Origin of the sequence: Cupriavidus sp. DL-D2, from assembly GCF_039710735.1 — a bacterium.
Lineage (GTDB): Bacteria > Pseudomonadota > Gammaproteobacteria > Burkholderiales > Burkholderiaceae > Cupriavidus.
Map to the genome: position 1 here is coordinate 24384 of NZ_JBDKXK010000056.1, position 13512 is coordinate 37895.

The window sequence follows — 13512 nt, forward strand, 5'->3', positions numbered from 1 at the left end:
CGCTGCCGGTCACTCCGGGGCGCTTGCCAAAGGACGAAACGATGGTGCAGCGCATTCTGGAGCCGGCAGAAATCGAATCGATCGACCACGTTGCCATTGCGCGCGTGCGTCTGCCTGACCGCGCGGAGATCTTCGCCGCGCGGGCCGCACGGCTGCGGCAACTGGCGCCGGGCAGCGCCATTGGCCCGTACCTGCTGTTGATGGCCCACGTGGCCGACGCCCAGCACGCGGTGGCCCAGTCGCTCGACGTTCCCTTGCCATCCCACGCCGATATCGCACGCGCCACCGAGCATTGCATGCCGCTGCTCGACGCGCCCGATATCTCGCTGCGCGGGGCCGATGCGCTGTTCGCGCACATCGCGGCCCATGCCGATGCGCCGGAACTGGCCGCGCCGATAGCCCGCTTGCAGTCGATGTCCGCCGACGCGCGCCGCGCGCAACTGCAGGCGCTACTGGGCGTCGCTTCGACCGACAACGATGTCGAAGTGGAAGCCACGCTCGCGCCGTTCCTGATCGCCGCACTGCAACTGGATCGCACGGTACTGGCCAGCCAGTTGCGCGAGAAGGACGTGCCGATGCTCGATGTCCACACGGTGTGCCCGGTATGCGGCACGCCGCCCGTGGCGAGCATCGTTCGCATCGGTGGCCGCTATCAGAGCCTGCGCTACCTGCACTGCGGCCACTGCGCCACGGAATGGCACATGGTGCGCGTGAAGTGCAGCCACTGTGAATCGACGGAAGGCATCTCGTACTATGCCGTGGAAGGTCAGGGCGATGCACTCAAGGCAGAGGCCTGCGAGCCCTGCCATCACTACCGCAAGATCAGCTACATGGAGAAGGATCCATTGGCCGAGCCATTGGCCGATGACCTCGCTTCTCTCGCACTCGACGTGATGATGGGTGCCGCCGGCTTCGGACGCCCCAACGGCAATCCGCTGCTATGGCTTGCCGATGACGACGAGGTTGCTGCCGATGAACGATAGCGTCTCGATGCCAGCGCGCCCTGCCGACCTTCCTTCGGTAGACCGGCTGCTCAACCTGCCCGCACTGCAACCGCTACTGGAGCAGTATGGCCGCGCACCGGCCACGGCAACGCTGCGCCGGCTGCTCGATACGCTGCGTGCGCAGGCCATCGCGGGCACGCTCACGCGTCAGGCACTTGCGGAGTCTGCACTGGTGGATACGCTGACCGCGCAGCTCGCACGCGAGCATCAACCCCGCCTGCGCACTGTGTTCAACCTGACCGGCACGGTGCTGCACACGAACCTGGGCCGCGCGTTGCTGCCGGACAGCGCCGTGCAAGCCGTGATGCGCGCGATGACCGCGCCGGCCAATCTCGAATTCGATCTCGAAACCGGCGGCCGTGGGGATCGCGATGATCTGATCGCCGACCTGATCTGCTCGCTGACTGGCGCGGAGGCCGCGACCGTCGTCAACAACAACGCCGCCGCCGTGCTGTTGATGCTGAACACGCTCGCCACACGGCGCGAGGTGGTGGTGTCGCGTGGTGAATTGGTGGAGATCGGCGGCGCGTTCCGCATTCCCGACATCATGCAGCGCGCTGGCGCGAAGCTCGTGGAGATCGGCACCACCAACCGCACGCATCCGCACGACTACGCCAATGCCATCGGTGCGCGCACGGCAATGCTGATGAAGGTGCATTGCAGCAACTACGAAATCACCGGCTTCACGCGCAGCGTGGATGTGGCCGAGGTGGTGCGCATCGCGCAACCGCATGGCATTCCGGTGGTGGTCGATCTTGGCAGCGGCACGCTGTGCGACCTCACGCGCTGGGGCCTGCCGCGCGAGACCACCGTGCGCGAGACCATCGAGGCCGGCGCCGATCTGGTGACATTCAGCGGTGACAAGCTGCTCGGCGGTCCGCAAGCGGGCATGATCGTGGGTCGCGCGGACCTGATCGCGAAGATCAAGAAGAACCCGCTCAAGCGCGCGCTACGCGTGGGCAAGCTCACGCTTGCGGCGCTGGAGCCGGTATTGCAGTGCTATCGCGATCCGGACACGCTGGCGCAGGCATTACCCACGCTGCGGCTGTTGACACGGCAGCCCGGCGAGATGGCAGCGATGGCCGAGCGTTTATCGCCAGCGGTGCAGACTGCGCTGGGCGATGCATGGCAGGTATCCGCCGTACCCATGGTCAGCCAGATCGGCAGCGGTGCATTGCCGGGTGGGCAGTTGCAGAGCTATGGGCTGGTGATCGGTACACGCGAAGAGGGCAAGCGCAGTGGCCGCAAGCTGCAACAGTTGGAAGCGGCGCTGCGCAGCGTGGCGCGTCCCGTGATCGGACGCATTGCCGAGCATGCGTTGTGGCTGGACCTGCGCTGCCTGGAACCCGGCGACGAAGCTGACTTCGCGGCGCAGTGGCCCGCCGTGGCCGAGGCGCTGCACCAATGATCGTTGGCACCGCCGGCCATATCGACCATGGCAAGACCACACTGGTGCGCGCGTTGACCGGCGTCGACACCGACCGGCTCAAGGAAGAGAAAGCGCGCGGCATCTCCATCGAACTCGGCTATGCCTACACGCCGCTGCCCAATGGCGACGTGCTCGGCTATATCGATGTGCCAGGCCATGAGAAGCTGATCCATACGATGGCTGCTGGTGCCAGCGGCATCGACCTCGCGCTACTGGTCATCGCGGCAGACGATGGCGTCATGCCGCAGACACGCGAGCATATCGGCATCGTCGAGCGGCTGGGCGTCACGCGCGTCGTGGTGGCGCTGACCAAGGCCGACCGTGCCGATGCGGCACGCCTGGTCACGGTGCGCGCGGACATCGACGCATTGCTCTCCTCCACACCCTACGCAGGTGCCACGCTCTTCGCCGTCAACGCCACCGATCCGGACAACGAAGGCGTTGCCGCGCTGCGCGCATGGTTGCACGACGCCGCGCAACATATGCCGATACGCAACGCGCGTGGCAAGTTCCGGCTCGCTGTCGATCGTGTTTTCACACTCGCCGGGCATGGCACGGTAGTGACAGGCACCGTCCTCAATGGACGCGTCAATGTGGGCGACGTCATGGAAGTCGCGCCCGCCGGATTGCCGGTGCGCGTGCGCAGCATTCATGCGCAGCAGCGCGAATCCGGCAGCGGCGTGGCCGGGCAACGCTGCGCGTTGAATCTCGCTGGCATCGACAAAAGCGAGATCCGGCGCGGCGACTGGATCGTCGATCCGGTGTTGATGGCCCCGGTGACGCGGCTCGATGTGCAACTGTCGCTGCAACCTGGTACTGGCGCGCGACTCGGTCACTGGACGCCGCTGCATGTACATCTTGGCGCGGCGCACCGCGTGGCCAACGTGGTGCTGCTCGAAGGTGAAGCGCTGACCGCTGGCGCCACGTCGCTGGCGCAACTGGTCTTCACCGCGCCCGTCTGCGCGCTGGCCGGCGACCGCTTCATCGTGCGCAACGCACAGGCCACGCAGACAGTAGGCGGCGGTATCGTGCTCGACAACGTCGCGCCCGAGCGGCACCGGCGCTCGGCATCGCGATTGGCATGGTTGCACGCCGTGCAGCGCGTGAGCGAAGGCGCGGGATTGCTCACACTGCTCGACCATGCCCCGCACGGCATCGACGAAAAGCGGCTAGTGCAGCTGACTGGTCTTGCAGCCGGCGAATGGGAACTAGCGGATGGCATCGCGCGCGTCGATGACACGCTGATCCTTCCGTCCTTCCTCACGGCGCAGCGCACACGCCTGCTCGACACGTTGGCGTCCTTCCACGCGCGCATGCCCGATGAACCCGGCCTCGCTGCCGGATCGTTGCGCCGCGTGGCATTCGCCGGTACGCCGGTGCCCGATGCGCTGTGGTCTGGCCTGCTCGACATGCTGTTGCGCGAAGGCGCCATCGAGCGGCATGGCGGATGGCTGCGCCTGCCGGGGCAGTCCATCGTGTTCTCCGATGCGGAACAAGCATTGGCCTCGCGCGTGATGCCGCGCGTCGTGGCGGGCGCGTTCGATCCGCCATGGGTACGCGACCATGCCACGGCGCTCGATGTTCCCGAAGAACAGGTGCGCCAGCTACTGCGCAAGCTCGCGCGGCAAGGCACGGTGCATCAGGTAGTGCGCGATCTGTTCTACGACAACGACGCCATTGAAACGCTCGCCCGGATGTTCGGTGCGCTGGCATCGCACGGCCGCGTGGAAGTGATTGCGTACCGCGATGCAACGGGCCTGGGCCGCAAACGCACCATTCAGATTCTGGAGTTCTTCGACCGTGCGGGATACACTCGCCGCGTGGCAAATGCCCGGATGGTGCGGCCCGACAGCGAATGGCGGCCCATGCCGAGGCAAGTCTGACGATCAAGAGGAAGGCATCCGCATCCGGTGATGCGGCCGGGCTTCAAACCCGGTTGGGGGCGCCAGACGTTCCCAGGTAGGTTCGACTCCTGCTGCTTTCCGCCAATATTCTGGTTTTCTCCCCTCTGGTTTTCTCCCCTCTCCCACTTCATGGGAGAGGGGAGCCAACCGCTCACCACTGTGTTTCCCACGTTCCGTTTTCGGCGCCTGTCACCTACCATGCATGAGCAGCTTATCGAGCAGCGATTGGGCAGGTTTCGGGTCCCGAACAACACACCCAGGGGAGCAACATGGACAGACGCAATTTCCTGCGGCTTGGTGCCGCAATTCCGGTTTCCATCGGCGCCGGCGGCATGGCGCCGGCATTTTCCGCAACGGCTTCGAAGGATGCGACGCCCGCATCCGAGGGCTGGCGCGTCTACGAGATGACTACCGAGGTCATGCTGCCCGAATCCCCCGGGGCCGCCACCGTCTGGTTGCCGGTCACCGCCGCGCGGCTCGGTGACTACCAGCGGACCCTGTCGAGCGAGTGGATCGCGCCGGGCGGCCAAGCCCGTGTCACGCGTGCCGGCCCCTATGATGTGGGCATGGTTGTCATCGACTGGCCCCGTCCCACCCCCGGCGCACCGCTGACCGCTCGCATGGTCAACACCGTGGCACTGCGCGACCGCGACGTCGATCTCGGCGCAGCCCCTTCGGCCCGCGCTACGCGCGAATCCCCTGCTGCGCTGCAGGAGTACTTGCGCCCTACGCAGTTGATGCCCACCGACGGCATCGTGCGGAAGACCGCGCTGATGATCACGGCCGGCATGACCGATGACATGACCAAGGCGCAGGCCATCTACCAGTGGGTGGTCGACCACACCTGCCGCGACGCCGCCGTGCGTGGCTGCGGCACCGGCGACGTGGTGACCATGCTGAAGACTGGCGGCATCATGAACGGCAAGTGTGCCGACATCAACGGGCTGTTCGTGGCATTGGCCCGCGCCGCCGGCATTCCGGCACGCGATGCCTATGGCGTGCGTGTCGATACTTCCGCGCTCGGTTTCAAGGCGCTGGGCAAGGCAGGCGATATCTCCAAGGCGCAGCATTGCCGGTCCGAGTTCTACGCGGCCGGCGTCGGCTGGATTCCTGCTGACCCTGCCGATGTCCGCAAGGTGGCACTCGAAGAAGTCCCGGGCGGACTACCGATGACGGACGCCAAGGTACGCGCCGCCCGCGCGATGCTGTTCGGCGCGTGGGAAGGCAATTGGGTGGCCTACAACCACGGCCACGACGTGCGCCTGCCGGGCGGTGGCACGGTGCCTTTCCTGATGTATCCGCAGACGAGAACCGTGGCAGGCATGCTCGATAGCCTGGATCCAGCGGCCTCCGGGTATCGCATCACGTCGCGCCGGGTCGCTTGACCCCGCGCTCCCCTCTACCACTTCGCGGTACACAAGCGGCAGAGGGGAGCCAACCATCCCTGCGCGCCCAAAAAAATTAACAAGATTCCCCTTGAAATGAGATCGATTCCCATTTACTATCCATTCACTGTCTGACGCACGGCACTGCCGAAACCGGACAGGAACAGATTGCAGAGGGTTGTTGGGTAGTGGATGCAGCGTAAGTCAGCCATCACCAACAATGTTCGATACCGTCTTTTGTGGGGACCGCTCCGACACACGGAGCGTTTGGTAGTAGCCAGTCGCAGGAAGATCGGGAAAACATCCAGACCCCGTTTTCCCGATCGCGTCATCCTGCGACAAGCCAGGCCACCTTTTTATTCCGCGCGCCGTGCAGGCACAGCGCGCCGTCCGGGGCGATCCAGTATGGGCCGGCCCGAGCGACTCCCGCCTGATTCCGTCAAGCCCCGGCAGATGGGCCGCCAACCGAATGCGTTGGCGCAGCGCCCCTGCCCCGGATCCACCGATTTGGAGTACCAACCGAGCGCCCGTTCCGGCGCGAGCTGCCGCATGACTACGTCCACCGTGAATTCCGATGCCGTCCCTCTCAAGCGCGCTGGCCTGAAGGCCACGTCGCCGCGCATGCACGTGCTGGAAGCATTTCGCACCAGCAACCGCCGGCACCTGAGCGCGGAAGATGTCTACCGGATACTGCTCGATCACGAAGTCGATGCCGGTCTTTCCACGGTCTACCGCGTGCTGAACCAGCTGGTGCAGGCCAATATCCTGCTGCGCCACAGCTTCGAGTCCGATCACGCGGTTTTCGAGCTCAACGAAGGCGGCCATCACGACCACCTGATCTGCGTGGGTTGCGGCGTGGTCGAGGAGTTCAAGGATGAAGGGATCGAGGCGCGCCAGAAACAGGTGGCTGCACAGAACGACTTCGTGTTGAGAGAGCACATGCTGGTGCTCTATGGGCTGTGCCCGGTGTGCCAGCAAGGGCAAGCAGGATAGCCCTCCAGGTAACGCGCACGTTTCTTACAGAAACGCCATGTGCGGTTACAAACGCGTGCAAACGGTAATACGCCACATCGGTAGAGTGGAGACATGACCTCTCACCCTTGGTGAATACCATGAGCAAGCGCCCCCTCTACCTTTCCCTGATCCTTGCCGGCACTGCCACGCTGGCCGTATCCACTGCCGCGATGGCCCGTGTCGATGTCGACGTCAACCTCGGCGTGCCCGTGGCGCCGGTCTATGTGGCGCCGGCGCCCGTCTATGTGGCGCCCCAGCCGGTGTACGTTGCCCCGCCGCCTCCGCCGCCCGTCGTGTATCGCCCCGGCCCGCCGGTCATCGTGGCGCCTGCACCGGCTGTGGTAATCGGCTGGCATGGCGAACGCTACTGGGACGGCCGGCGCTGGTACGATCGCCACGAGTACCGGCGATTCCACGATCGCGACTACCACGCCGCGCATCGTTACGAGCACGACCGCGGTCCGTGGAACCGCTGATTGGCCTTATGACCGGGCCGCAGCCGGTGCCACCGCCGGCGCGGACGGCCTGAGCACCAGCCAGACCGCCACGCCGATCAGCAACATGCCGCCTGCGTGGGCCCACGACAGCGTTTCGCCCAGGAACATCCACCCCCAGACAATGCCGAACGGCGGAATCAGGAACGTTACCGTCAGCGAGCGCACCGGGCCCAGTTCGGCGATCAACTTGAAATACAGCACGTAGGCGATGGCCGTGCAGAACATGCCCAGGCCGAGCATGGCGGCCCACAGGCCCGGCCCGGTGGCCGGCAGGGTGTTCTCGCGGATCAGCGCCGCCACACTGAACGGCAGCAGGAACAACGCGGCGCCGATCAGGCTGCCGGCTGCCACCAGCCGGTTGTCGAGACCGCCCTGTGCCGTGATCCAGCGGCGCGTCAGGAATCCCGCCAACCCATAGCAAGAGGTGGCCACCAGGCAGGCCAGCGCGCCGAGCAGGACATCGTGCGAAAACACCACCGGTCCCGTGCGGGTCAGCACGGCCACCCCCGCCAGGCCGATCAGCACGCCCGCCGCCTTGGCGCGGGTCAGCTTCTCCGCAAAGAACAGCGCCCCGATCACCACACCCATCAGCGGCGTCATCGCATTGAAGATTGCGGAGTAGCCCGCTGGCAGCCAGAGTGCCGCCACGGCGTACATCACGAAGGGAATCCCGGAATTGATGATGCCGAGCACGATCACCGCCCGCCACTTGCCCTTCATGTCCCAGCGCACGCCCAGGAACGGCAGGCACGCCGCCAGCGTCACGGCACCGATCAACACGCGGAAAAAGGCGGTCGGCAGCGGCCCGAGCACGGGTGCCGCGATCCGGATGAACAGAAAGCTGGCGCCCCAGATAGCAGAGAGCGACAGCAGGCGGATCAATTGAATGGGTTGCATGGGTTCCAGGGGGCGCAATGATGATGAGACAACAAGGAATACTGTTGCAGCCGAGCGACAGAAACGAAAATCCGCCCTGTATTCCGGCAATTGGGTAATGCCCGAGCCGATACGATTTCACTGCAATCCGGGCCGCGAAGCGCGCTGTTTCCGGACATCTGCCAACGGCGCCAATGACGAACACGTGTTCGAGTTGGCCGCCGAACATGCCCGGATATGGGGCAAAACCCACTTATGTGGCATTTTTGCCGCGATTTCGCTTTCGAGTGGCTTACGGTCCTACCCCACCGATGGAGGGGGCAATACCACACCACGTGACATCGCGTATTAGATTCCATTAAACTCTGTTCTGCGCCAGAGTTAATTGACCCCTCCGACGCATTCCCGACAAGCCGCCAGGCAACTGGCGGCTTCTTTTTTTTTCTGGCGTCGCGAAATCGTAAAACCACGTATCGTAGCGACTGCGGCGCGTCCCTGGGGTAGGACGTTTCGCGCACGTTGCATTCCCGCGTCAACCTATTGCCCCGGTTTTGCGTTGCCTGCCTCATGAAACGACAGTTCCTTGGCTTGTTAGCCCGCGTCTACGTCATGCAATTTGCCATGGAGGTGCCAGCCACCGTGGCCATGCTCGCTGAAATGCTCATGGAGTACGGATTCCAGGTGGATATTGGCACCGTACGCCCCTTGTTGCGTGCCCTGCAGATGGAGGGTTACCTCGAAAGCGTGCTGCGCGACGGCATCGGCCGGGTCTACCAGTTGACCGAGCAAGGCCGCGAAGAGCTGGCCAGCAGCCGCAGCCGCATCGACGAGCTGTATCGCAGGCTGCACAACCCTTCGGTCTCGGACGATGAAATGCCGTCCCTTTCCGCCGGCCTGATGGGAAATACCCCCGCCGTCGCCACGAATTCCTGAACCGCATACTGAGCGCCCCCGCTCGCGGAAACCCGGCTGACACACTCGTGTTGGCCGGGTTTTTGTTTTTTCTGGGGAGGACGAACAACGCGGGCGAGGAAAAGCGTACCCGTTTCTGCGTATCAAGCAGCGTGCGCAAAGCCCTTGCCGCCGAGCAGGATCTGGCGCAGCGCGTCCAGGCTGACGGGGTGGCTGAACAGGTAGCCCTGGACCGCGTCGCAGCCCTCGCCGCGCAGGAATTCGAGCTGGGCCCGGGACTCCACGCCCTCGGCCACCACCTGCAGGTGCAACTGGTGGCCCAGCGCGATGATGGCCGCCGCCACGGCCCGGTCATGGCCGGGCGCAGCCAGGTCATCGACAAATGACTTGTCGATCTTGAGCTTGCTGATGGGCAGGCGGGTCAGGTAGCCCAGCCCCGAATAGCCCGTGCCGAAATCGTCGATGGACACCCCGACGCCAAGCTGGCGCACGCGACGGAACGTCTCGACGGTGATATCGCCGCCATCGACCAGAATCCCTTCGGTGACCTCGATGGTCAGGCTACCGGCCGGCAGGTCCGCTGCCTGGAGGCAACGCGCCACCACATCGGGGAAATTGGCTTCGCGCAGTTGCAGCGGCGAGATATTCACCGCTACGTCGATGTCGCGCCCCAGCTCGCGGCGCAATTGCTGGATCTCGCGGCAGGCTGTGGCCAGTGTCCATTCACCGAGTGCGCCGATCAGGCCGCATTGCTCCGCAATCGGGATGAATTCCGAGGGCTGCATCGTGCCGCGCTCGGCCGTTTCCCACGCAATGAGCGCCTCGACCCCCACCACGGACAGCGTACCGACATCAACGATGGGCTGGTAGCGCAACCTGAACTCCTGCTCGGCCAGCGCGCGGCGCAGCAGTGCCTCGATGGTGAAACGCGCCAGCGTGGCCTCGGCCATCTCGCTGGCAAAGCGCCGGAGCTGCGCACGGCCGCTGCGCTTGGCCGCATACATCGCCGAATCGGCGGATTTGAGCAGTTCGGTCAGCGTACTGCCATCGTCCGGGAAAATCGCCATGCCCAATGACGGCGTCACGCGCAGCGACTGCCCCGCCAGTTGCAACTCTTCCGAGACCCGCGCCAGGATCTTGGCCGCCGCCAGTTCCGCCTCGCTGTCGTGGCGCAACCCGCCGAGTACCACCGCGAATTCGTCGCCGCCCATGCGCGCCACCACATCGCGCGGACGCACTGCGCCGCGAATGCGGTCCGCGATCGTGCGCAGCACGTCATCGCCAACGGGGTGCCCCAGTGTCTCGTTGATGTGCTTGAAGTGATCCAGATCGAGCAGCAGCAGCGCCACGCGAGCGCCCTGCCGGCGCGCCTCGGCCAGTACTGCTTCTGTGCGGGCGTGCAGTTCGGTGCGGTTGGGCAAACCCGTCAGTGCGTCGTGCTGGGCCAGATGGCGGATGTATTCGTCCACGCGCCGGCGCTCGGTCAGGTCGTGCGCGATGGCCAGGAACCCGGTATCGGCGCTGCCATCGGTCATCGCCGTCAGCGTGAGGTGCACGGGCAGGCGCGAGCCGCCCTTGCGCAGGTACACCCACTCGCGTTCATCGGGTACGCCGAGACGGGGTTTGGCGATCAATGCCGGAAGCCCGGGCAGGACGGGCGTGCCGATCTCCCCGGAGAGCACACGCGCATGGGCGGCCACTTCGTCGGCGTCATGCAGACTGTCATAGGGCATGCGGCCCACCAGTTCCGGCTCGCCGTACCAGAGCATCCGCTGGCCGGCCCGGTTGATGCCCGTAATCATGCCCGTGGCGTCGAAAGTAATCACGCAGAAGGGCGCCTGATCGAGCAGCCGCGCGTAGCGCATGCTGGCCGTGGCAGCGCTGCGCTCGGCCCGCGCCAGATTCGCACGCAGGTTCACGGCTTCGGCATGGCTGGCCTGTTCGGCCATTTCGCGTTGCTGCCGGGCCTCGCGGCGGCTCCTCGTTACGCGGAGTCCGAGCCATACCGCGACCAGCGCTATGGCCATCACCAACGCCCCACCCGCTGCATCGAGCAGCGCAAGCATGGTGGGAGACAGCGATGGCAAGGTCATGAATCTGGCGACGCGAAAAGGGGGGAAAGACGCTTGCGCCAGCCTTCGAACGGCATGAAAAAGGGGCGGCCCGGCTGGCAAGTTGGGCGCACTATAACCTGCCCCCTTACGCCCGGAACAGTGCGGTCACCCCGGACAGTGGCGGGACACACACTTCGCGGCTTCGGCCATGCCACGGCCACGGCACTTGGCGTTCCTGTGCAGGGCTATCCAGCCGCGCCGGCGGGGTGCAAGTGTCGCGCAAATCGCACGGAGTCAGCGCGTGGAGGCTCGTTTGTCGCGAATGCCTCAAACGGGTGAGCCGTGATAGCTTACGATGGCGTCCGACGTAGCACCGGCGCCCGATCTTCATGACGCGGGCGCCCGTTCCCTTCTTTCGCATGCCCAGGTTCTTGCCATCGCTCAAGGCGCGACTCGCGCTGATCACCACGGTGCTTGCCGCCGTGCTCGGTGGCGGCATTGTCATGGGCTCGCTCTACTACGCCCACCGCGATCTCGAAGAGGCGCTCCAGAATCAGCAGGACTCCATCGTCAAGCTGTCGACCGACCAGCTCGATACGGCCATGGAGGATCGCATCGTCACGCTTGCCCACCTGGCTCCGCAATTGCGCGGCATCCTGGCCAATGCGTCCCACACACGGCCCGATCTGGTGCGCCAGCGTCTGCGCGAGGCCGTGGCACGGACAGTGCCCGTACCCGCCGCCCTCAACGCCGTGATGGTGGCCGATGCGCACGGCACGTTGCTGACCATGGATGGGCTGCCCGCCGATGTCAGCGACCGTCAGTATTTCCGCGAAGCCGAGCGCACCCGCAACGTGGTGGTGGCCGCGCCGCTGCGCGCGCGCACGGACAACTCGCGCGGCGTGCTCGTGGTGGTGCCTGTGCTGGCGGAGTCCGGTGCATTCATGGGATTGGTGGGGGGCTGGCTCAACCTCGACAAGCCAAATTTTCTCGTCGAGATCGGCCATAACCGGCTGGGCATCACCGGCTTCTACTGCCTGGTTTCGGCGGGCGCACAGCCCGTATATATCCAGCATCCCGAGCCCGCGCAAGCGCAGCAGCCGGCCAAGCCGTTCGGCGACAACTGCGGCCTGACCGGCAAAGCCTCCGCATTCGAATTCCTGACGCCTACGCGTCCCGTGATCGCACGGCGATTGATGGCCACCACAGGTTGGGAGCTGGTGGCGGTGCTGCCCGCTCAGGAGGCGTACACACCGCTGCGCCAGATGCAGCAGCGATTCCTGATGATGTCCGGCATCGTGCTGGCCGTGGTGGCGCTGTTGATCTGGCTGGCCGTACGCCGATTGCTGGAGCCGCTCTCGCGCCTGCACCACGTGGTGCGCGACAGCACCGGCGACGTCGATGCTTTCGAGCGCCTGCCGCAACGGCCCCAGCGTGACGAGATTGGCGACGTGACACGCGCCTTCATCCGCCTGATGCGCGATGTTCGCGAACGCGGCCGGCAACTCTCGCGCAGCGAGCGCCGTCTTCGTGCAGTCACCGATACGTTCCCTGCCCTGCTCGCCTTCATCGACACCGACGAGCGCTACCTCTTCAACAACCTGGCCTACGAACGGGCCTTCGGCATTCCCGTAGACCAGGTGCGCGGCATGACGGTGCGCGAACTGCTGGGCGAGGAGCGCTACCAGCGCGCGCGGCCCTATCTGCTGCAGGCGCTCGCAGGCGGCGTGGTGAGTTTCGAAGGCGAGTACCTGTTTCCGACCCACCACTGGATGGAAACCAGCTACCGGCCCGAGTGGAACGAGGACGCCACCCAGGTGGTGGGCGTGCACATCCATGTGCAGGACATCACGCAACGCAAGCTGGAAACGCTGCGTCTCTCGCACATCTCTCGCACCGATCACCTGACGCAGCTTCAGAATCGCAGCGCCTTCGAGACCCTGCTGCAGGACGCCATGGCGCTCAGCCGCGCCGAGCATCGCCTGATGGCATTGCTCTATCTGGACATGGACCGCTTCAAGGCCGTGAATGATGCCTTTGGACACGCCACCGGCGACATGCTGTTGCAGGCCTTTGCGCTACGGCTGCGACGCTGCGTGCGCGAACAGGACCACGTGGCCCGCCTGGGCGGCGATGAGTTCGCGGTCATCCTCCCGGACATCGGCTCGCCGGAAGCCGCCCAGCGCGTGGCCGAAGCCATCCTGGAGTCGGTGGGCCGGCGGTTCTACTTCGACGGCATCCTGGCCGATGTGGATGTGAGCATCGGCGTGGCCCTGTACTGCGGCGCGTCGATCGGAGAAGAAGCATTGATGCGCATGGCCGATGTGTTGCTGTATCGGGCCAAGGCGATGGGAAGGGGACGGTTTGAAATGGGGCCGGAGGAACTTCTGGTTCCCCTCTCCCGCGAGCGGGAGAGCAACCGTGTCAAGCAGGTCGG

The 13512-nt window shown here is 65.3% G+C and carries 9 protein-coding genes, 1 tRNA gene and 1 pseudogene; 9 read left to right on the plus strand and 2 right to left on the minus strand.

Annotated elements, in window-relative coordinates; genetic code table 11:
• Positions 1 to 41: 41 nt before the first annotated feature.
• The 7 genes from fdhE (at position 42) to ABDB81_RS23410 (ending at position 7212) form a co-directional block, all read left to right on the plus strand.
• Entirely contained in the window at positions 42 to 983 is a 942-nt protein-coding gene (gene fdhE / locus ABDB81_RS23380; RefSeq protein ID WP_160474409.1) for a formate dehydrogenase accessory protein FdhE, read from the plus strand.
• Entirely contained in the window at positions 973 to 2412 is a 1440-nt protein-coding gene (gene selA, locus ABDB81_RS23385) for an L-seryl-tRNA(Sec) selenium transferase (RefSeq protein WP_346813730.1), read from the plus strand. Before fdhE ends, selA begins: the two co-directional genes overlap by 11 nt.
• Complete coding sequence (gene selB, locus ABDB81_RS23390) at positions 2409 to 4316, plus strand: selenocysteine-specific translation elongation factor (protein ID WP_346813731.1); 1908 nt, start codon at positions 2409 to 2411, stop codon at positions 4314 to 4316. Before selA ends, selB begins: the two co-directional genes overlap by 4 nt.
• A gap of 9 nt (positions 4317 to 4325) precedes the next feature.
• Positions 4326 to 4421: transfer RNA gene (locus tag ABDB81_RS23395), tRNA-Sec, on the plus strand.
• Between the two features lie 185 nt (positions 4422 to 4606).
• Positions 4607 to 5722, plus strand: coding sequence for a transglutaminase family protein (locus ABDB81_RS23400; protein ID WP_346813732.1), 1116 nt, complete (start codon positions 4607 to 4609; stop codon positions 5720 to 5722).
• 549 nt (positions 5723 to 6271) lie between these two features.
• Positions 6272 to 6715: a ferric iron uptake transcriptional regulator gene (gene fur, locus ABDB81_RS23405; RefSeq protein ID WP_137927021.1), complete on the plus strand. Its 444-nt coding sequence runs from the start codon at positions 6272 to 6274 to the stop codon at positions 6713 to 6715.
• Between the two features lie 119 nt (positions 6716 to 6834).
• Positions 6835 to 7212: a hypothetical protein gene (locus ABDB81_RS23410; RefSeq protein WP_160474406.1), complete on the plus strand. Its 378-nt coding sequence runs from the start codon at positions 6835 to 6837 to the stop codon at positions 7210 to 7212.
• Between the two features lie 6 nt (positions 7213 to 7218).
• Here ABDB81_RS23410 and ABDB81_RS23415 read toward each other — a convergent pair whose 3' ends face one another.
• A complete protein-coding gene (locus ABDB81_RS23415) occupies positions 7219 to 8130 on the minus strand; it encodes a DMT family transporter (protein WP_160474405.1) in 912 nt (303 codons plus the stop codon).
• 546 nt (positions 8131 to 8676) lie between these two features.
• Between ABDB81_RS23415 and ABDB81_RS23420 the strand changes: the two genes are divergently transcribed.
• Complete coding sequence (locus ABDB81_RS23420) at positions 8677 to 9042, plus strand: PadR family transcriptional regulator (protein ID WP_137927024.1); 366 nt, start codon at positions 8677 to 8679, stop codon at positions 9040 to 9042.
• 122 nt (positions 9043 to 9164) lie between these two features.
• Here ABDB81_RS23420 and ABDB81_RS23425 read toward each other — a convergent pair.
• Positions 9165 to 10916 (minus strand): annotated as a pseudogene (locus ABDB81_RS23425) (EAL domain-containing protein); the annotation flags it as partial.
• 578 nt (positions 10917 to 11494) lie between these two features.
• On the opposite strand from ABDB81_RS23425, the gene ABDB81_RS23430 reads away from it, so the two are divergent.
• Positions 11495 to 13512, plus strand: a 2018-nt coding sequence (locus tag ABDB81_RS23430) for a diguanylate cyclase (RefSeq protein ID WP_346813733.1), incomplete at its 3' end; no start/stop codon positions are given.